This is a genomic window from Streptomyces sp. NPDC003393 (assembly GCF_053589015.1).
The window spans coordinates 1-20,025 of the sequence record NZ_JBSFRB010000073.1; the positions used below are offsets into that span (position 1 = coordinate 1).

15 protein-coding genes and 3 pseudogenes are annotated in these 20,025 nt (G+C 65.8%); 12 read left to right on the forward strand and 6 right to left on the reverse strand.

All coding sequences use genetic code 11. The annotated features are described in order from the left end of the window. Positions 1-167 precede the first annotated feature (167 nt). Both ACWDUZ_RS37430 and ACWDUZ_RS37435 read right to left on the reverse strand, forming a co-directional pair. Positions 168-1,079, reverse strand: a complete 912-nt coding sequence (locus ACWDUZ_RS37430) for a LysR family transcriptional regulator (protein ID WP_451636296.1) — start codon at positions 1,077-1,079, stop codon at positions 168-170. Between the two features lie 115 nt (positions 1,080-1,194). Continuing rightward, positions 1,195-2,376, reverse strand: a complete 1,182-nt coding sequence (locus tag ACWDUZ_RS37435; RefSeq protein WP_451636297.1) for a lactonase family protein — start codon at positions 2,374-2,376, stop codon at positions 1,195-1,197. A gap of 211 nt (positions 2,377-2,587) precedes the next feature. Here ACWDUZ_RS37435 and ACWDUZ_RS37440 point away from each other — a divergent pair. Next, a pseudogene (locus tag ACWDUZ_RS37440) lies at positions 2,588-2,797 on the forward strand (helix-turn-helix domain-containing protein); the annotation flags it as partial. Between the two features lie 458 nt (positions 2,798-3,255). Here ACWDUZ_RS37440 and ACWDUZ_RS37445 read toward each other — a convergent pair. Beyond that, entirely contained in the window at positions 3,256-4,110 is an 855-nt protein-coding gene (locus ACWDUZ_RS37445) for an alpha/beta hydrolase (protein ID WP_451636298.1), read from the reverse strand. 318 nt (positions 4,111-4,428) lie between these two features. On the opposite strand from ACWDUZ_RS37445, the gene ACWDUZ_RS37450 reads away from it, so the two are divergent. The 7 genes from ACWDUZ_RS37450 (at position 4,429) to ACWDUZ_RS37480 (ending at position 12,532) form a co-directional block, all read left to right on the forward strand. After that, a complete protein-coding gene (locus ACWDUZ_RS37450; RefSeq protein ID WP_451636299.1) occupies positions 4,429-4,884 on the forward strand; it encodes an SsgA family sporulation/cell division regulator in 456 nt (151 codons plus the stop codon). Between the two features lie 178 nt (positions 4,885-5,062). Beyond that, the gene (locus ACWDUZ_RS37455; protein WP_451636300.1) at positions 5,063-5,911 is read left to right on the forward strand and encodes an alpha/beta hydrolase family protein; all 849 of its coding nucleotides are present in this window, start codon (positions 5,063-5,065) and stop codon (positions 5,909-5,911) included. A gap of 56 nt (positions 5,912-5,967) precedes the next feature. Continuing rightward, positions 5,968-6,129 (forward strand): hypothetical protein, encoded by a 162-nt coding sequence (locus ACWDUZ_RS37460; RefSeq protein WP_451636309.1) that lies wholly within the window; start codon positions 5,968-5,970, stop codon positions 6,127-6,129. Between the two features lie 219 nt (positions 6,130-6,348). Beyond that, the gene (locus ACWDUZ_RS37465) at positions 6,349-9,135 is read left to right on the forward strand and encodes an ATP-binding protein (RefSeq protein WP_451636301.1); all 2,787 of its coding nucleotides are present in this window, start codon (positions 6,349-6,351) and stop codon (positions 9,133-9,135) included. Positions 9,136-9,328: 193 nt separating this feature from the next. Then, positions 9,329-10,222, forward strand: coding sequence for a LysR substrate-binding domain-containing protein (locus ACWDUZ_RS37470; protein ID WP_451636302.1), 894 nt, complete (start codon positions 9,329-9,331; stop codon positions 10,220-10,222). Positions 10,223-10,284: 62 nt separating this feature from the next. After that, positions 10,285-11,718, forward strand: a complete 1,434-nt coding sequence (locus ACWDUZ_RS37475; RefSeq protein WP_451636303.1) for an amidase — start codon at positions 10,285-10,287, stop codon at positions 11,716-11,718. A 151-nt stretch (positions 11,719-11,869) separates the two neighbouring features. Next, complete coding sequence (locus ACWDUZ_RS37480; RefSeq protein ID WP_451636304.1) at positions 11,870-12,532, forward strand: sigma-70 family RNA polymerase sigma factor; 663 nt, start codon at positions 11,870-11,872, stop codon at positions 12,530-12,532. A 460-nt stretch (positions 12,533-12,992) separates the two neighbouring features. On the opposite strand, the gene ACWDUZ_RS37485 is transcribed toward ACWDUZ_RS37480, so the two are convergent. Continuing rightward, positions 12,993-13,853: a DUF427 domain-containing protein gene (locus ACWDUZ_RS37485; protein WP_451636305.1), complete on the reverse strand. Its 861-nt coding sequence runs from the start codon at positions 13,851-13,853 to the stop codon at positions 12,993-12,995. A gap of 195 nt (positions 13,854-14,048) precedes the next feature. After that, complete coding sequence (locus ACWDUZ_RS37490) at positions 14,049-14,918, reverse strand: alpha/beta fold hydrolase (RefSeq protein ID WP_451636306.1); 870 nt, start codon at positions 14,916-14,918, stop codon at positions 14,049-14,051. Positions 14,919-15,210: 292 nt separating this feature from the next. On the opposite strand from ACWDUZ_RS37490, the gene ACWDUZ_RS37495 reads away from it, so the two are divergent. Together ACWDUZ_RS37495 and ACWDUZ_RS37500 are read left to right on the forward strand one after the other, a co-directional pair. After that, the gene (locus ACWDUZ_RS37495) at positions 15,211-15,819 is read left to right on the forward strand and encodes a CGNR zinc finger domain-containing protein (RefSeq protein WP_451636307.1); all 609 of its coding nucleotides are present in this window, start codon (positions 15,211-15,213) and stop codon (positions 15,817-15,819) included. Between the two features lie 184 nt (positions 15,820-16,003). Beyond that, on the forward strand, positions 16,004-16,798 hold the full coding sequence (locus ACWDUZ_RS37500; protein ID WP_451636308.1) for a pyridoxamine 5'-phosphate oxidase family protein: 795 nt from the start codon (positions 16,004-16,006) through the stop codon (positions 16,796-16,798). Positions 16,799-17,255: 457 nt separating this feature from the next. On the opposite strand, the pseudogene ACWDUZ_RS37505 reads toward ACWDUZ_RS37500, so the two are convergent. Continuing rightward, positions 17,256-17,555, reverse strand: a pseudogene (locus tag ACWDUZ_RS37505) (hypothetical protein); the annotation flags it as partial. A 30-nt stretch (positions 17,556-17,585) separates the two neighbouring features. Between ACWDUZ_RS37505 and ACWDUZ_RS37510 the strand changes: the two are divergent. Both ACWDUZ_RS37510 and ACWDUZ_RS37515 read left to right on the forward strand, forming a co-directional pair. Beyond that, positions 17,586-17,960, forward strand: a pseudogene (locus ACWDUZ_RS37510) (transposase); the annotation flags it as partial. Positions 17,961-18,374: 414 nt separating this feature from the next. Beyond that, the gene (locus ACWDUZ_RS37515; protein ID WP_451636310.1) at positions 18,375-19,469 is read left to right on the forward strand and encodes an LLM class flavin-dependent oxidoreductase; all 1,095 of its coding nucleotides are present in this window, start codon (positions 18,375-18,377) and stop codon (positions 19,467-19,469) included. Positions 19,470-20,025 lie beyond the last annotated feature (556 nt).

Consider the following 20,025-nt stretch of genomic DNA (forward strand, 5'->3'; position numbering starts at 1 on the left):
CTCAACATCCTCACCAACTACTTCAACATCGTCGCCGACACCGACAACGAATTCCCCCTCGTCACCCCCCACAACCACGCCTGATATCCGGCCGCGGGGCGTCGGTAGGACTGGTTCCTCCAGCGGGGTTGCCCGGACCAGTGATCCGCGGCCTGAGGGGCAGCGGATCACTGGTCAGCGACCTGAGGGGCGAGCGATATGTTGACCGTCGGCAGTCCGCGGCGCCGTAGATCCGCCAGGAATCGCGCGACGAGCGCGTCGTTGGGCGTTGCCGTGATGGCCACGACGTCGCGCAACACCCTCGGTTCCAGACAACGGACCACGCCCGCCGGACGGGCCGCTAGTGCGGAGACCGGAACGATCGTCACACCCATCCCCACACCAGCCAGTTGGGCTGCGGTCCGCGGGCTCCGGGTGCGCAGAATCGGAGTCAGAGTCATTTGATGGGACGCCATGAAGTGATCGATCCAGGCGGCATTCCCGTTGTCCGGTGTGTAATGAACGAATGGCTCTCCCACGAGATCTTCGACGGTGACCGATGCCTGACGTGCGAATCGGTGAGCGGCTGATGCGACGACCACCATCTCCTCGCCACCGAGTACCTCCATATGAGCAGTCGTCCTGGTGGGTTCCGGACCCACCACCAAGTCGGCCTGACAGCTCATGAGGGCCTCGACCATCTTGTCGCTGCTGGTGAACTCCATGAGGTCCAGATGAACCTCAGGTCGTTGGGTGCGCCAGCGTCGCAGGAGAGGGACCAGCAACCAGACGGTCATCGTCTCGGCACAGGCCAGCCTGAGCCGGCCCGAGCGGCCCTCCCCTACGTCGCGCCCCACTTCCACCGCACGGTTCGCGGCTCTCAGGGCGATGCGCGCTTCCTCTGCGGCCCCCAGTCCCGCGGCGGTCACCCGCACGCCACGGGACTGCCGTTCGACCACCGGCGTACCGAGTTCGCGTTCCAGTGCTGCGATCTGATGGGACAGCGCGGGCTGCGAGAGATGCAATGCCTCCGCCGCCTTAGTCACTGAGCCCGTTTCGACAAGAGCCACCAGGCATTCGAGCGCTCTGAGAGTAACCATTCGCAAAATCTATCGCACATCGATGATGGATTCGATTGTCGAAAGCAGAGACTTGAGACCTCTATGATCCACAGCGTTCGGTTAGCTCTGACGAGCCGACCGGACAACCGGGAAATCACGTGGCGGCGAGGCCCTCCGGGCCCCGGCTGCCGTCGAACACGGGCAGCCCGGTGACCGTTCCGATCCTTGTCAGAGCACCGTCGGCCCCGATGGCGAACTCGTCGATCGCACCGGCTCCATTGGCTTCCTGATACAGGAAGCGTCGGTCGCCACTGATCGCCAGATCCACCGGCCCGGCGTCCGTGGTCGCCGTGACCCCGGACGAGTCCCTGAGGCTGAGCGTTCCGTCGTGAGCGATGCGGTACGCCGTGATGGTGCCGCTGCCGGCGTTGGACACGTACACGTGGTTCCCCGCCATCGCCGCCCAGCACGACGCCTGCTGCCCGTTGGACACGGCGGCCGATATGGTCGTCAGCCTGCCGTCCGACTCCACCTTGTAGGACGACTGCGTCCCTGGGGCCTCGGTCACCAGCAGATTGCCCCGGCGGTCGAAGGCCAGCGCGAAGGGGGTCGCTCCTGCCGACGGCGTGATCACTGCTTTCGCCGCCGGCGCGCCTCGGTGGTCCAGACGGAACGTCTGAAGCGTGTTGTGGCTCTTGGTGGCCACGATAGCCTTGCTTCCGTCCGGGGTGACGACTACGTCCGACGGGGCGGACAGGAAGAACGGGGAGTCCTCATTGCCCAGCCCGAGACTGCGGGTGGACCGGGGTACAGGCACCAGATGGCCGCCTCTGACCCGGTAGCCGGTGATCGCTCCGTCGCCGCCGGCGTCCAGGATGTAGACCCGATCCTTGGCGACACCGACCGACACCGGCAGATGCCCGTGGGAGGAGAGGATCTGCAGGCGGTGCAGGCGGGCGCCCTTCACCCCGAACACGCTGACGGTGTCACTGCCCGCGTTGACCGCGTACAGCAAGTGATGTTCGGGGTCATAGGTCAGCGAGCCCTGCGAGGCCAGCGGATCAATGGGCGCCTGATCGAGCGTCGCACCCACACCGCCGGTGGCATACCGGCCGGCCTCGTGGAGATGGCCATGCCGGTCGCGTGCGAACGCGATGACTGTGTTTCCCGACGGATCATTGGTCTGTTCGAAAACAGCCCTCTGTTCGGGGCCGTGACGCTCTGCCGGAGCCGCGCCCGCGCTCGGTGCGACCGTGAGGAGAGCGATGGCCGCGCTCGTGGTGGTGAACAGCGCTGCGGCGAGGGTACGACGCCGTCTGCCAGTGGTTCGACTCAAGGGTGCTTCCTTCGAAAGTGGTCGGTCGTGGGAGGCGGGGCGCCAGGAGGCGCGGCCTACCCCTGATCTTGGATCCCGATCACTATGCCCGGCGGCATTCTCCCGACGGCACGGATCTTGCCTGACGTCAGCAATCGGTAAGAGCTACTGACCTTCAAAGCGTGGTGTCGTAGGGGCTGACGCCTCATGTTCCCTGCGGTATGCCGACCGCATGAGGTATGCGCAAGGGGGCAGACTGACCGACGAACGGCGGGCCTTCCGCGAGAAGTTGAGGAGGGAGGCGGCCGAGCGGTTCAGGCAGGGCGACGAGAACGCGGTCATCGCTCACGACCTGCGGGTCAGCGTCCGGTCGGTTCAGCGGTGGCGCAGAGCCTGGTCGCAGAACGGGCCCCGGGCCTTGGCCTCCAAGGGCCCGGCATCGCGGGAGCACCACCGACTGGGCGTGGTCGCACACCTCGCCGTAGAGCCGCAGCACCACCGTCTCTGTACGGCATCGGCGGCCAGGACGCGGGCGGTGTCCACGGCCCGCTGGTCCAACTCGGTGCACTCGAGGTCTGGGGTGGGGGAATGTCCGGTCACCAGCACTACCGCCTACTCACCGGCGTCCGGGCCCGATGTGTGCGCTGTCGCGCTGCCGCTCCGTTCGCGAGAGAGGGGTGCGACGGCTTCTGTGGTGCGGTCCCTGTGTGTCATGCCTTGTCCCAGCCTCCAGCACCCAAAATCCGTTCAAGTCAACGCGAGAGATGCCCCGCGACTCCAGTCAGGCCGGCGAGCGTGGCCACCCCGTTTCCGTCCGATCCCGCCGGTCCGGATCACCCTTACTGCGATGCCGGAGTCCGACATCAGTCATATGACTGATCCTGGTTCAGATGCCTGCCGCTACCCGACCACCTGATTCACCGGCGGCGGCGTGTCGACGCCCGACAGCTCGCCCCGGATGCCCATGTGGCCGAGCCAACCGAGGGTGTAGTCGGCGATGGTTCGCCAGCCGCTGTCAATAATCATCGAGTGACCGCGGTCGACGAACTGCTTGAGGCCGGTTACGGCCCTGGAGTCGCCGTAGAGCTTGTACGCGGCACGGGTGATCGCGTCCGGGACCAGGCAATCCTCTTGACCCGAGATCAACAGAAGTGGGCCGCGGCCGGCGTTGCCGGTGTCCACGGAGCTACGGGAGTTCCGGCTGCTGTTCGTGAAGGCAGTCTCGAAGAGGGTGCGGCCCGGCGACGGCATGGTGTAGCGCTCGAAGAGGGAGGCCGCCTCCTCGTCCGAGACGGCGTTGGCGAAGGCGTAACGGAACTGTTCGGGGGTGAGCTCCGGCGACCGGGCTATGTTCTCCGGGTGGCTCAGCGCCGGGAACTTGGAGCAGAAGTCCGCGTAGGGTGACGGAAGCTCGACGCCCTTGATCGGGGCGGACGCTATGGCCACCGCGCTCCGCCCAAGGTTCATGCCGATGAGCCGCTGAACGATCAGACCTCCCAGCGAGTGCCCTACCAGGACAGGCGCGGTCTCGAAGGACTGAACGATGTCCGCGTAGTGGGACACGACGTCGTCGAGGCCCACGACGTCCATGGCCGCAGCACGTCGGCGGGCCTCCATGACGGTGTCCGGCTCGCCCGGCCAGCCAGGGGCGACAGGCGCGAATCCCTCGACGAAGAAGCGATGGATCCAGGCATCCCAGCAAGAGGCGTGAAGCCATAGCCCGTGGATGAAAACAACAGGCGTACAGTTCGCCATCAGCTCCGACTTCCTTGAGGGTTGCCCAACACCTGGGCGGGTGGTCCGCGAAGCGCGGGACGCGGATCAACACTTACTCGGCACGACGCCTCTTCGAATCAGCCAAATGACTCAGGCGCCAGGGGTGGGCCCCCGAGGGCCGCCCTTGGGCTGCTCGCTCCCGGGTGGGAACCGAAGCTGTCTGCCTGGGTCACGGCTGCCGGCACCGGCTCTTCGGCTGGCCGTCCCCGCGCGCCGTACCGTCAACTGACCGATGTTTCCGAAGCATCCGATACGCGACCTTGAACCGCTGAAGCCCTCTACGGAAGGAGGCCTTTCGTGGCCGAGCGTTACTCCAGCATCAAGGCCCAGCAGCCGGAGCCGGTTCACCAGATCGAACTCTCGCTGCCTATCCACCAAGTCGTACAGCAGTCAGTGCGCATTCCGATCAAGGCGGTGTTGCTGTTCGACTCCACCGCCCCGCTCACTGTCTCCGTGACATTCCGTTCCGGAGGCGAGCCTCCGGTTACATGGTGCATCTCCCGCGAGCTCCTCTACTGGGGACTCTTCGAAGCGAGCGGGACGGGCGACGTACGGTTGTGGCCCACGACGGTCAACGGGCACGACGTCGTCCACATGCTGCTGGAATGCGGCGGCAAGTCCGCGCTCTTCCACTTGGACAGGGACAGCCTGAAGTGCTGGCTCGACGACACCTATGATTTGGTCGGGTCGGCCGAGGAACTGGCCGAGGTGGACTGGGACGTTGTGGTGAGACAGCTGGTCAACGGCTCCTGACCCATCGACGACGAGGCCGATCGACACCACGCGCAAGGATCACCCGGCTGGCGGACGCCAGACGATATGCGAATACCGCCATAAGCAGATCAACTGGCGTAGCGCCGCCAATCGAGGGACCGCGTATGGTTACTTGGATGACAAGCCGGCGACGTCAAAGCACTGAGCAGGGGTCCTAGTGTCACATCATGCCGTTACCGGTGCCGGCAGCCGCATCGAATTCACCGGCTCGCACGGTGAGCCCCTGGCTGCCCGACTGGACATGCCTGCGGGCACTCCGCGTGCTTACGTTCTGTTCGCACACTGTTTCACCTGCGGCAAGGAGAGCAGCGCCGCGGCACGGGTCGCTCGCGCGCTCACGGCACACCAACTGGCGGTACTCCGTTTTGACTTCACCGGGCTCGGTGAGTCCGGAGGGGACTTCGGCAACACCAATTTCACTTCGAACATCGAGGACCTGATCCACGCCGCCTCGTACCTGCGAGAGAACTTTGCCGCGCCGGCCCTGCTCGTGGGGCACTCCCTCGGCGGCGCCGCGGTCCTGGCCGCGGCCGGTCACCTGCCCGAGGTACGGGCCGTTGCGACGATCGGCGCGCCGGCCGACCCTGCCCACGTGACCCATCTCTTCCACGACATCCGAGCCGAAATCGAAAGCTTGGGCGAAGCAGAGGTTCGGCTCGCCGGGAGAAGTTTCCGCATCCGTCGGCAGTTCCTCGACGACATCGCGTCGCACCCGCAGGCCGAGCGGATTGCCCAGCTCCGCCGCCCGCTGTTGATATTGCACTCGCCGAACGACGAGATCGTCGGGATCGACAACGCGCGTCTCATCTTCGACGGCGCCCGCCATCCCAAGAGCTTTATCGCGATCGACGGAGCCGACCACCTGCTCAGCCGGCGGCGGGACGCGGAATACGTCGCGAACCTGCTTGCCGTCTGGGCCGAACGGCACGTCGGTGACACCTCCCCGCCGAACCGTGGAGACCGACTTCGCCAAGCCCGGGGCGCGGAGGGGAGCGTGGGCTCGTGACCCATTCCGCCATCGAGGACCACGCACTGCTCTCCGACCGTCATTCCGCAGCCCTCGTGACGTTGGAGGGCACAGTCGATCGGCTGTGCTTCCCGCGTTTTGACAGCCCGTCCGTGTTCGGAGAGCTCTTGGGCGTCGAGGCGGGCTCGTGGTCGATCAGATCAACGGAACGCACCTGGGCAACTTCCCCCAGGCTCTCAGCCACATCGGTCTGGTGAACGCGGCGTGGGCCATCCACCAGGCTGGGACCTCGCATCGGGCGGCCGTGCCAACCCCCTGAGGGCCCGGCGGTCACTCGGTCTGCCGTTCGGGTCGCAGCCGGGGCCGCCGCGTCGGAAGGTGTCCGGACACCCGACGAAGGGGCTACGCAGCGACGGCATTTCGGTGCCCCGCCGCGCAAGCTTGTGAGAAGAATCGTTTCATTGAGGGGTGTCAACATGTCGGAGCTCGATGGACCGATCATCGGGCGGGAACACGAATGCCGGCAGTTGTCGATGCTGCCCTCCGCGGTCCAAGGACAAGCTCTCGTCGTCAGAGGGGATGCCGGAGTCGGCAAGAGCGCGTTGCTCGCACACGTCGCGCGGCAGGCGGAAGAGCAAGGCCATGTCGTCGCGCATGCCGTCGGGGTGGAAGCGGAGTGGGCACTGCCGTTCGCGGGCCTGCACCAACTCCTGTACCCGCTGCTGGGCACCTCGAGAGGAAGGGGCCAATATCCGACGGTGCTCGATGTGGTCCTGGGTCGGGAGGCCGGCCCAGCGCCGTCACCGATGGCCCTGGGCACCGCCATCCTCGATCTGCTCACCCGGGTGTCCTCCCGGAAGCCTGTCTTTCTCGTCGTTGACGACGGCCAGTGGTTCGACGCACCCAGCAGCGAAGTGTGTGGGTTCATCGGCAGACGCCTGGCTTCCAGCACCGTGAAAATGGTGGTGGCGGTCTGCTGCAACATGAGCTCTCAGTTCGACAATGCCGCGCTTCCGGAACTCAAGGTGGGCCCGCTGCCCGACGACGCCGCGCAGAAACTGCTGGACACGCGGCACCCACAACTCGATCCGCAAACCCGTCGCACCGTGCTGGACCTCGCGGAGGGCAATCCCCTCGCTCTGCTGGAGCTGCCGAGTTGTGTGGAGCGTCGAGAGGGGGACGGTGGTCTGTCCAGCCCGGCCCACCCGCCTTGGATCCCACTCTCCCGCCGACTTGAGCAGATGTACCGCCGCCGCCTCGAAAACCTGGATCCCACGGTTCGTCACGAACTACTGTGCGGGGCACTGGATGGGGTTGAGTCCTTCTCCTCCGCAGGATCGGTGCACGGCACGCGGTACAGAATGCGCGACGCCGACGAGGCTGTCGTACACGGTCTGCTGTCCGTCGAGCCCGCCACGGGCCACCTCTACTTCCGGCACCCCCTGGTACGTTCCGTCGTCGTCCACCTGGCAACGCCGAACGAGCGCCGGGCGGCACATTCCGCACTCGCCGGTTTCCATCAGGACGACATCGAGCGACGCGCGGGACATCTGGCGGCGGCGACCGTCGACCCGGACGAGAGGGTTGCCGCCGAGCTGGAGGCGGCCGCCGACTCGGCGATCCTGCGCGGCGGTTCGGCCACAGCGGTGGCTTGGCTGACGCGCGCCGCCGAACTGAGCGAGGACACGGCGCACCGCTCCCGGAGGCTCGGTGACGCGGCCTTCATTGCGGGCCACTCCGCACTCTTCGATCAAGCCTTGCAGCTGGTAACCCCTCCGGTTGAGCGCCATGGGGCGCGCCAGTCCTCCGCCGCCGTCATCACCTCCTCGTACGTGCAGCTCTATCAGCACGGCAACGTGAAATCCGTGCATCAGCGTCTGGTCACAGCAGCCGAATGCCTTCGCCGCAGGCACGGAGACAAGCCGCCGGACGAGCTGTTGACCCGGCTACTGAACCTGCTCCTCATCGTCAGTCACTGTGCTGGTGACCGGGCGCTGTGGGAACACACCGAACGGCTCCTCGACTCGCTGTCGGACTTCGTACATCCCCTGACCGCCATCTACCGAGACGCGTGGGGTGATGTGCTGCGTCGGGGCGTGGGCGTCCGGGAACGGGTGAGACAGGCCCTGCCACAGGTCGCCGACGGCGAGCCGTGGGACATCACCCGTCTGGCCCTGTCGGCCTGCCAGGTCGACGCCCTACAACTGGTCCGACCTCATCTGGAACGAATGATCGACCGCGAGATGCACTCAGGTGCCGTCTCCGACGTCATGATGATGATGCACCTCGTCATGCTCGACGAGATCACCTCTGGTGCATGGGAGGACGCCGAGAAGACCGGCCTTCGCGGAGTCGCCATGACTGAGGAACAAGGCTTGACGCTGTTCCTCCACCAGTTCCACACCGGACTGGGTCTGCTCGCCGCGCTCAGGGGCGATACCAAGAAGGCCCGGAGTCTGCAGGCGGAGGTCGAGTCGTGGGCGCGACCGCGCGAGGTGGGCCTCCTGATCCAGCAGGCCAAGGTGATCGGGGTTGCCGCGGCCTTCAGCGACGGCGACTTCGAGACCGCCTACCAGTACGCCTCGGGCATCACACAGCCTGGCACCTTCGAGCCCTACGCCTGTCAGGCCGCACGTACGCTCTTCGACCTCGTCGAAGCGGCCCTGTTCACGGGACGACCGGGAGAGGCCCGACGCCATGCTCTGGCCGCGCGCGACGCACAGGTCGCCGAGGTGTCACCGCGCCTCGCCCTGGTCACGCTCGGGTGCCTCGGCATGACGACCGAAGACGTGGCGGAGGCACGTGAGCTGTTCTCCCAGGCTCTGGCGCATCCGGCAGGCGCGAATTTCCCCTTCGAACGCGCACGTCTCCACCTCGCACACGGCATGTGGCTGCGCGGTAGGCGTGAAGTCAAAGAGGCCCGCCACGCTCTCACCCGTGCCGTGCAGACGTTTCAAGGCATCGGCGCACGTACGTGGGCGGAACGCGCCGATCGTGAACTACGAGCGACAGGTGCTCAGGTCCGTCCCTCACGGTACGCCCCGGAGTTGACCCCCCAGGAATGGCAGATCGCCGAGTTGGCTGCCAGCGGTCTGAGCAACAAGGAGATCGCCAAGCAACTGCTTCTCTCGCAACGCACGGTGGGGTCGCATCTTTATCACATCTTCCCCAAGCTCGGGATCAACTCCCGTGCGGCGCTGCGTGACGCCTTGAGCCGGACCGGCATAGGTACGGGTGGGCTCCAGCGCGGTGCCCACATGTAAGGACATGGTTGTTCTCCGGCTAAGCGACGTGCGAACGGCGTGCCGCAGCAGTGCCACATGAGGTTTTTCGTTCCGGCCGATTCACAAAACGCATATGTTGCGTCCTCACACGCGCCCGAAAGTGGAAGACAATGAGCTGACATAGCCCCGCGGGAACCGATCGACCGTGACGTGATAAGGACTCCTGGAATACATGGAATTGCGAGAGCTTCACCTTTTCATCGCCATTGCTGAAGAAGGTGGTATCTCCGCGGCGGCACGCCGGTTGCATGTCAGTCAGCCTGCACTGTCCCAGACGGTCAGCGCGCTGGAACGGCAGCTCGGAGTCAAGCTGTTGGTCCGTAACCACTCAGGAGCGTGGCCGACTGACGCCGGGGCGACGCTCCTGGCTGAGGCGCGTGCACTGTTGGCCCGGCACGACCAGGCGATCAGGGTACTGAACAGGTTCAAGACTCCTGAGAAGGATTTCCTGCGGATTGGGATACCCCTGGAACTGCCGCCTGGTCTGCTCGGCCCCCCGCTGGCATGGCTGGCGGAGGAATATCCCGAGACGCAGCTGCAGGCGTGCCATTTGTCGACCGCCGCCCAGCTGGATGCGCTACGAAATGGCGAACTGGACATCGGGCTGCTTCGTGAGCGTCCCGGCAACTCCGACCTCGAAGCGATACAGATACTGAAGGAAAATTTGGGGGTATTGCTAAGCACGGAGCAAGCACTTGCCCTCTCCGATCCCAACGGTATCCGGCTCGAAAATCTGCGCGGACTCGACTGGGTCGGCTTCACGCGTTCCACGAGCCCAGGGTGCTACGACGAATTGACGGCGACACTGCGGCAGCATGGAGTATCCGTCGGCCCTGAGTGCCCCGCCGGAAAGTCATTGATCGCGGAGGTGAAGATCGCGGCGGTGACCGGCGGCAAGTCCTTCGCCCTCGCCCCGCCGCAGTGGCCACATCCGATCCCTGACTCCGTGGCGTGGCGTCCCCTCATCGGTCACCCCTTGGTACGGCGGACTTGGCTTGCCTGGACCGCCGACACTCAACGCGAAGAAGTGCCCGGATTTATCGCGAGATTTTCTGACTCACATTGAATATCACCATTCACTGACCGCAGGCCGCAAGATCCATTCACTGGCCGGCAGGGAAGGAAAGCATGTCCGACGAAATCTGCGAGATGCCGGCAACGGAGCTGGTGGCTCGAATAATGGCAAAGGAAATTTCACCTACCGAAGTCACCGAAGCCATGCTGAACCGGATGGAATGGCTCAACCCGGTACTGCATGCATTCTGCGAGCCTACGCAGGACCTGGCACGTTCGGCGGCGGCCGAGGTGACGGAGCGGATTGCGCACGGTCACCCGGTGGGGCCCCTGGCTGGCGTGCCCATTTCGATCAAGGATCTGCTCGCCGTCAAGGGTGTCCGCACCGCGATGGGTTCCCCGATATATCGGGACTTCGTGCCGGACGAGGACGACATTGTTGTAGAACGCGTCAAGGCGGCTGGTGCCGTCATCCTCGGCAAGACCACCGTGCCCGAATTCGGCTACAGCGGCGCGGGGCACAACCCCGTCTCCCCGACGGCCCGCAATCCCTGGAACACAAAGATGACCCCGGGGGGATCCAGTGCCGGGTCGGGGGCCGCGGTGGCCTCCGGTATAGGTCCGGTGGCGCTGGGCACCGACGGCGGAGGATCGGTCCGGATCCCCGCTGCGCATTGCGGCATCTACGGTTTCAAGCCCTCGATGGGCCGGGTGCCGATGTATCCGGGTGCACGTGATGAGCGCTACCCGGGGGCCTCCAGCTGGGAGACCCTCGGTCACATCGGCCCGATGACCCGCACCGTCGCCGACGCCGCACTGCTCATGTCGGTGCTGGCCGGTCCCGACCCCCGCGACCGGTACTCGCTGCCGGCCGGCGACGTCAATTGGTCAACCGCTCCCGAGGGAGGGATCCGCGGTATGCGCGTGGCCTTCTCCCCCGACTGGGGTTACATGTCCGTGGATCCCGCGGTCCGGGCGATCGCCGCGCGAGCTTCAGGCATCTTCGAGAAGGACCTGGGGTGCACCGTCGAGGAGGCCCATCCCGGCTGGGAGGACCCGTTCGAGGCCTTCTGGGCCGTCGTGGTCGGCGACACCGACCTGGCGGGGATGCGAGCGCTGCTCGACAAGTACGGCGCGGAGATGTCTCCGAACGTGGTGGAGATACTGACCCGTAACTGGACGGCGGAGGATCTGACCAACGCCAGGAGGGTGCGCAAGGCCGTCAACAACAAGATGTGGCGGTTCATGGCCGACTACGACCTGCTGATCACCCCGACTCTCGCCGTCCCGCCCTTCCCTCTCTACAGCCAGGGACCTGAGATCATCGACGAGCGGATGCTCCCCTCGACGGCGTGGCTGGGCTTCACCCTCCCGATCAACCTCACGGGCCAGCCCGCCGCGACCGTCCCGGCGGGATTCACGGCGGAGGGCCTCCCCGTCGGGCTACAGATCATCGGCCGGCACTTGGCCGACGCCGATGTGTTGCGTGCTTCGGCAGCCTTCGAGGCCACCGCCCCGTGGGCCTCCCACTGGCCGAACCCGGTCTGAGCCTGCGTGGCAGTGCAAGAAGTCGCCCCCCAGGGCTTCCCTGGGCATCGCACATAGGGCACCTGCACGGTTTTGTCGTCCCGGCCGAGCCCTTGTATGGCGGCAGTCGGGACGTCCGCCGAATCGCACTCGAACCATGGAGTGAAACGCAATGACCGCAATCTTGCTCCCGCCGGACGCGCCGCGCAGCGAACCCGAGGACTTGCGGCCCGCATGGGTTGCGAGATCCTTCGGCGAAGCGAGTGACTTCGATGCCGCCCTCGAGTTGAGGGACAGCCTGTATGCCGCCGCGCTGCGGATGGCCCGCAACCCAGCTGATGCGGAAGACCTGGTACAGGAGACGTACGCAAAGGCCTATGCCCGCTTCGACCAGTTCCGTCCTGGCACGAACCTCAAGGCCTGGCTGCACCGCATCCTGGCCAACACGTTCATCAACACATGTCGGAAGCGCCGGCTCGACTCGACACGTGAAGGTGGACAAGCGGTAGAGGACTGGCAGTTGGCTCAGGCCGAGTCCCACATGTCGACAGGTCTGCGCTCGGCGGAGACGGAAGCCCTGGATCACGTGCCGGACTCCGATGTCAAGGCGGCGCTGCAGTCGCTCCCGGCAGAGTTCCGTGTCGCCGTCTATCTGGCATATGTCGAGGGGTTCTCCCACAAGGAGATCGCCGAGAACATGCGTATTCCGCTCGGCACGGTGATGTCCCGTCTGCATCGAGGACGTCGCAAGTTGTACGCGCTGCTGGAGGACTACGCACGTGAGCACGGCATCCTGCGGGGCCCCCCGGCCCGTGGCAAGCCGCCCCTGTTTTGAACGACGTTCCCCGATGAGCACGTCCATCCCGGCCTGGGCCGTACTGCGCGCCCGGGAGAAGGCCCCGAAGTGCCCGCCCGACGCGGGCACTCTCCCGAATCACTGGGACCAAGCGGCGTAGGACCGGCCGTACACACCAGGCTGGGTCATCCACACGGCCAGGATCATCAGCTGAACCGGGCGCCGACGGTGCTGAGCCACAACCATCCGCCGCCCGGTCGGCGGCAAAAGTCTCCGTGGGGTGCGGGGACAACCCGCCGGACTGATGCCGTCCCGGGTGCCCCGGCGATGTCCCGGAACGACCAGTTACCGTTTCGCGGGTTCGCTCCTCGACCTGCCATCCGACCGGGCGGCGTTCTCATCGCCGGAGCAGGCTGCCGAGTTCCCTCACCGGCCGAGTGGCGCCCGCAGCCCTCAGCTCGCGGATGAGCGGGGAAAGCCGTACCCACCATTTCGGGAGTCAGTGGCGCTTGAGCTCCTCGACGTCCAGGCCGCGGTCGATGCCGTGAGGGACCACCTTCTGGCCGGGTTCCTGCTCCAGCCGCCGGCCGTCGAGGTAGACCTCGACCTTGTCCGGTTCGAAGGAGACGAGGTCGCTGATCCGGCCCACCTCCGAATAGGCCGCACGGTACGACCATGCGCTGTGACGTGCCTCGCCGATGTCGTAGTAGTCGCACACCCCCTTGTAGGGGCAGAAGGTCTGTCCCTCGGCGGGGCGGAGCCGAGCTTCGTCGATGTCGGCGCGCGGCACGTACCAGCGGGGGGCGAATCCTGACTCGAAGAGGACGAGCGGGCGTTCGGAACGAGCTATCACGGTTCCCGCGTGACGGACTTCAAGGACTCGTGAGGTGTTGCGGATGTCAATGCGGTGGTAGGGATCCGCGGCATGTCCCAGAATGCGCTCGTCCTCCTCGTAGAAGGCGTCCATCGCCCGCCATGCGAAGGCGACGTGTCCCTTGAATTCGGCCGCGTGCCCGGGTGGTGCGATGAACTCCCAGGCAGCGCGTTCGACAGCTCGGTCACCGGCCCGCACTCCATACCAGGCCGTGTCGCCGAGGTCCTTGTTCCGGGTGATCCTTTCTGTCGCCACCAGGGCTTGGGGGTCGACGTCTTCGCGGGGGAAGTACGCCACGGGATAGCGGCCCGGCTCGTACAGAAGTACGACGTTCTCGCTGTCGGCGATCGATGTGCCGTTGAACTCGACCCGCATGCGTCGCCGAAGCGGTTCGGCGAAGAGCAGCCGCTCGGGCAATGGCTCAGCGGTGAGGAAGTGTCCGACCGCGCCGGCGGCGAGCGGGCCTTGCTGCCAGGACAGTCCCATGATGGGTCCCTCCGGAGAAGGGGCGACCAGGACCGGCCGTCCCCAGAGATGAGTGGTGTGCAGCCGCCTCAGAGGCCACAGAGGCGGCGTGATGTATGAGCTCCGTGGTGGCGAGAGCGGGACCGACGGATCCTGCCCTCACCGCACCGACAGCCGTAGAAGCGCGGACAAGCCGCCCGCTTCCGTTCCCTCGCGTCAGGCAACAACGCGGGCGAGGAAGTCCTTGATGTGCCCGGAGATGGTCTTGAGGTGGCTCTCGAGGGCGAAGTGGCCGGAGTCGATCAGGTGAATTTCGGCATCGGGCAGGTCCCGGCCGAAGGCCCTCGCACCATCCGGACCGAATATCTCGTCGCCCGCGCCCCACACCGCCAGCAGCGGGACCTGGGAGTCACGGAAGTACTGGTGGACCTGCGGATAGAGATCCACATTGGTCGGGTAGTCCCGGAAGAGCTTCAGCTGAATTTCGTCGTTGCCGGGTCTGTCCAGCAGCGCCTGGTCGTGAACCCAGTTGTCGGGGCTGACCAATGTCGGGTCGGCGACCCCGTTCAGATACTGCCACCGGGTGATTTCGGCAGTCAGCGCGCCACGCATGGGTCCTTCGGTGTCCGGCCCCGGAGCCTTGGCGTAGGCGAAGACACCGTCCCAGAACGGCTTGACGAATCCGTCTTCGTAGGCGTTGCCGTTCTGCGTGATGATCGCGGTGACGCGGTCAGGCGCCTGGAGTGCGAGCCGCCAGCCGATGGGTGCTCCGTAATCCTGCACGTACATCGCGAACCGGTCGACCCCCAACTGCCGGAGAAGGCCGGCGGTGACCTCAGTGAGGGCGTCGAAGGTGTACGGGAAGTCCGAAAGTGCGGGCATCGCCGACTGACCGAACCCGATGTGGTCGGGGGCGATCACGTGGTAGCGGTCGGCAAGCTCGGGGATCAGCCCGCGGAACATGTGCGAGCTCGTCGGGAAACCGTGGAGAAGGAGCAGCGTCGGCGCCTTGGGATCACCGGCCTCCCGGTAGAAGACCTCGAGGCCGTTGACGGTGGCGGTGCGGTAGTGAACGGTGCGAGTCATGACTCTAACCCCTTCATGGTCCGTAAGTGGTTGCTGGATCAGTCGACCACAGGGCATCTAACCTGTAAAGTCTCTTTTAAAGGTTAGCTTGGTTGATTGGGGTGACAGGCGCCGCCGGCACGAGCTCACAGCCGGGCCTGCGACCGTGGCCATCACAAAGCACTAACGCCTTACGTGTGCGATCACCCGTTAGGAAGCCTGAGTCGCGAACCTGAGATCCGGTGCCTCTCCAGGCACAATCCCACCTGCAGCGGGCTGTGCCCCGGTGACATCTAATGGTTAGAGTGGTGGTGTGAGCATTCGCCCAAACGTCAACGAGGTGCAGCGAGCGGGCTTCCCCATGGGGGGCGAGTCGCTCGTGGCACTCGACCTCGCCGATACCTTGATCACCGTCACGGAGCCGACCACGGATCTCCTCGCTGACCCCGAAGCCGAGGTGCGGTGGTGGGCGTTGCAGTCCCGGAGCCTGCCCCTCGGTCCGACGCCCGACATCAGGGCGACGCGCCGGCTGCGGGCGGCGATTCGTGACGCCTTGGACACCCATATCGAGGGGCGTCCCGTCCAGCTCACATCGCTCGAAGACATCAACAGCATCGCCGCGGCGGCTCCCGTGAGTCATCGGCTGGTGATGACGGATGGCGTCTTCCGTGGAGAGGAACGTTGGCACACCGAGTACGGAGGGAACGCACTCCTCGCGGCCATTGCCACGGAAGCCATCGCACTACTCACCGACCAGGACCGCCTCGGGCTGTTGAGACGGTGCGCCAACCCGAACTGCTCGATGCTCTTCCTCGGCGAGAACAAGCGCAGAAAGTGGTGCACAAGCAACATCTGCGGCAACCGTGCCCGTGTCGCCCGGCACTACGAGCGCACTCACGAAGGCAGAGTCGGCACCGTTTGACAGACCTACGGCCGGTGCCACCGCGCCAGGCGCATCGAGCCGAGAAGACCTCACAGGAGGAATCATGCAGAGTCTGGGATTTCACGAGGGCGAGCGAGAGGTCCAGCGCCGAGCCAGCGTTACAGAGGAGGCGGCCCGGCTCGAGGGGATGCTCATGCCACCGAACCTGGACGGAGGGCTCACCTTGTTCCTCGCCAAGCGCACCCTCGCCGCACTGACCGCCCGGGACCGGGCCGGACGATTGTGGACGTCCCTGCTCCACGGGGAGCCGGGCTTTCTCGAAGGGCGCGGCTCCACTCTCATGGTCCACACAGCCCCTCGGGCCGAGGACCCCCTCCGGGACGCGCCCCGCGGTCAGTCGGTGGGCCTGCTGACCATTGACTTCGCCATCAGACGTAGAGTCCGCGTCAACGGAGTCCTGACCCGAAGCGACCGCGACACCCTCCAACTGGACGCCGATCAGGCTTTTGGGAACTGCCCCGCTTACATCCAGCAACGGACCGTTGCTTGGGATACGACTGTCGGCACAGACGCCATGGGGCTGCACCGGACGAACGGCCTCGCCCTTACTGCCGAGGACGAAAAGGTGATCCAGCAGGCTGACACGTTCTTCCTGGGCACGACCCACCCGTCCCGGGGAACCGACACGTCCCACAAGGGCGGCAATCCGGGGTTCGTGCGGATCGAGGACGGGACGATCTGGTGGCCCGACTACGCAGGGAACAACCTCTTCAACAGTCTGGGCAACATCTCGGCCAACCCAGCCGCTGCGCTGCTGTTCATCGACTTCGGCACCGGCCGCTTGATCCAGCTCTCGGGCATGGCGGAAATCGAGTGGGTCACTCCCGGCTCGCCGGGCGACGACGGTGGAACCGGTCGCCGGGTCCGGTTCTACCCACAGCAGGCTCGCACGTCCTGGACTCAGTTGACCGCGGAGTCCGTCGTCCTGTCCCCGCACAACCCGGAAGTCCACGCGTAACTGACTGTTCTCTTTCCGCTCGGGTGGTCGGTCGGGTTCGAACATGGGCCTGGTCCGGGTGAGTCTGCTGGTGCACACGCGTGGAAGAAGGGCCTCTTGGTAGCTCTCGGATGTCGAGTCCAGTGAGGAACAAGAGGCCGTGTTGTCGAAGTGTCGCGTGGTCATGGCTGCCGGTCCAGTCCGTCCACTCGTGGGTGTGGCTGTCTCGCACAGGTTCGGGAACGCGGCCGACCGGCCGGAGCGCCAGCCCCGGTACGACTCGGATAGCGATGGCGAGTGGGCCCTGGTGCGGGAACTGCTGCCCGATCCCGGATGGTTGGCGGGCCGGGGCGACAGGCCGGAGGGCTACTGCCACCGGCAGATGATCGACCAATGCCGCGAAGTTAAGTGGGCGGTTCGTAAGGTGATGTCCGTTCTGGTTGGGGCTGGGCAAGGTCGCTGGTGGAGGCTCCGTCGGCTATGGCTTCCTGGCGAAGTTGCCGGTGTCGGCCTCGGTGAGGATCCCGAGTTTGACCAGGCGTTTCAGCTTGGCGCGGGTGCCTTCGACGTTCTTCGGCAGCAGTTCGTGGCCGAGGGCTTCGCAGACGTCCTTGGCCCGTAGCGGCCCGGTCGCGTGGTTGAAGGCGGCGAGGATGCGGGGGTAGTCCGGGTGCTCGGGTAGCTCCGGCGGGGATGCGGGGAGCCGGTCGACGAGGCTGGTGACGGTCTTGCGGGTGATCGCGAGGTGCTGCAGGTGGGTCTCGGCCTCCCACAGCCGGGCATGTGGTGATCGCTCGTTGGGCTGTCTATGGGGCGGGGTACGTGGAGTTGGATTGTTCCGGACGGCTTGTGGGAGATCGCCGAGCCGCTCATCCCACCGTCGAAGGTGCGGCCACAGGGAGGCGGAACGCAGGACACGCCTGATGAGCCGCTGTTCGCGGCGATCATCTACGTGCTGGTCAGCGGTTGTGCCTGGCGGGCCCTACCGCCGTGCTTCGGGATCTCGAAGTCGACCGCGCACCGCCGGTTCCTGATCTGGTCACGAGCCGGAGTGTGGGGCCGGCTGCATGAAGCGGTGCTGCACCGACTCGATGACGCCGGCCTCATCGACGTCTCGCGCGTGGTCCTCGACTTCGCCGCGCGAACAAGATCGTGCAGAGAGGGCTCTTCGCCCGCTGGGCCGCGCACCGCGAGCAACTGCCTGCGACCAGGCCGAATCTGACCGGAATCAGAGCCCGACTCAACCGCCTTACCGGCGAGCTTTTGCACGCGCTCAAAAGCACACAACATCTTCGAAGTGCCCCTGCCGACTGCGCCGTCCAGTTGGCACGCGCTGTCCGAACGGGTTCGGTTCTCCACCGACTGGACGGGCTGCATCGGCACGCACTCGAAACCGCGACCCGGTCGGTATGCGCTGGCGTCTGAGGCAGTTTGCTCGGCACTACACCATGTGCTGTGATCTTCGGCAGGACCATAGTCGACGGTGGGTGCGTCGGCCTTCTCCGCCCCACTTCGAAAATCGCCTTGGCAGCCCTGGATGGAAGGGTCACAGGGATGTGCAGCCCAGTCTGCGGTAACCAAAAAAGGACCAGCAAAAATGAGCAGTCCAGTCAACGCCTCCGCCAACGAGCAGACATCCGCCGCTCTCGGGGCGTACGGCGACAGACCCGTACCACTGTCCATCCTCGACCTCGTTCCCGTGGGGGCCGACACCGGCCCGCAGTCCGCGCTTCGGTGGACAACCGAACTCGCGAAGTCCGCAGAGCGCTGGGGGTATCACCGGTTCTGGGTGCCGGAGCACCACAGCTTCCCGGCCTCGGCGAGCCCTGCCCCAGCAGTACTGCTGGCCCACCTCGCGGCTGTCACGCAGCGCATCCGGATCGGTTCGGGCGGAGTCATGCTGACCAACCATGCCCCCCTGCTCGTCGCGGAACAGTTCGGTCTCCTCGACCTGCTGTATCCCGGGCGAATCGACCTCGGTGTAGGACGGGCGTCCGGCGGTCACCCCGTGGTCAATAGGGCGCTGCGCCGTGACGACCGCAGCGCCGGACCGGAGACCTACCCGGAGCAGGTCGCGGAACTGCTGGGGTTCGTCGGCCGGGGCTTCCCGGACGATCATCCATACACCCGGGACCACGTACACGTCGTACCTGAGTCCCGTGACCTGCCCGTCTGGATGTTGGGCTCGGGCATGTCCGGCGCGGAAGTGGCCGCGCGCTTCGGCCTTCCCTTCGCGGGCGCTTACCACATCAACCCGGAGCAGAGCCTGGTCGCGATGAAAACATACCGTGACACGTTCCAGCCTTCAGACAGCCTGCAGGAGCCTTACACCATGGTCTCTGTCAACGTCGTCTGCGCCGAAAGCGACATAGCCGCCCTGCGGCTGGCCCGGTCCGGAGCCCTGGCAATGGCCTGGGCGCGCAGCGGCTTGTCGGTCTCTGTTCCCACGCCGGAGACCGCGGAAGAACATGCCTACACCCTTGCGGAAGAAGAGTTCACCCGCCAGTGGCTCGGCCACTCTGTGCACGGATCGCCCGAGACAGTTCGGAACGGCCTGGAGCAGCTCCACAAGCGCACTGGCGCGGACGAACTGATGCTGACCACTCTGATGCCCAACTCCGGTGCCCGTCTGCGTTCGTACGAACTGGTGGCCAAGGAACTCGGCCTCGCCGACGGGTCGGCCGCCCGTTAAAGACCGACGCCGTCGGCCGGCCCTCCCCCCGCCGGCGACGTCTTCACCCGGCGTCCCGCACCACAGGAAGCGCGTAGTAGGCCCTGATCAGCGGCGACACACTGGTGACGGCCCACCCCACATCCAGGATCGCAGGCCCTCGACTGCTTCCCGGCGTGTTCCACAGTGACCAAGCCCGCGCCCTCGACTCACTGACTGAACTCGCGGCCGTCGACCGCGGATGTCATCGCTTGCGGTCACGGCCCGGTGCACCACAGGCCGTCGAAGGACGCTCCGGTCATGATCGCGCGCACTGATCACCGCACAAACCCCTCTGACCCAGCCGACTGACGGGTCCGGCGTCACCCCAGATCGGGAGCCGACCCGTCGCGGCTACCGCACACACTGCGGCTACCGCACACACTCCGCGAGCTGCAACCACCCCTGCCCCGCTTCAGCAGAAGAAGACGAGTGGGGTGTGGGCGGCCGGATATCAGGCGTGGTTGTGGGGGGTGACGAGGGGGAATTCGTTGTCGGTGTCGGCGACGATGTTGAAGTAGTTGGTGAGGATGTTGAG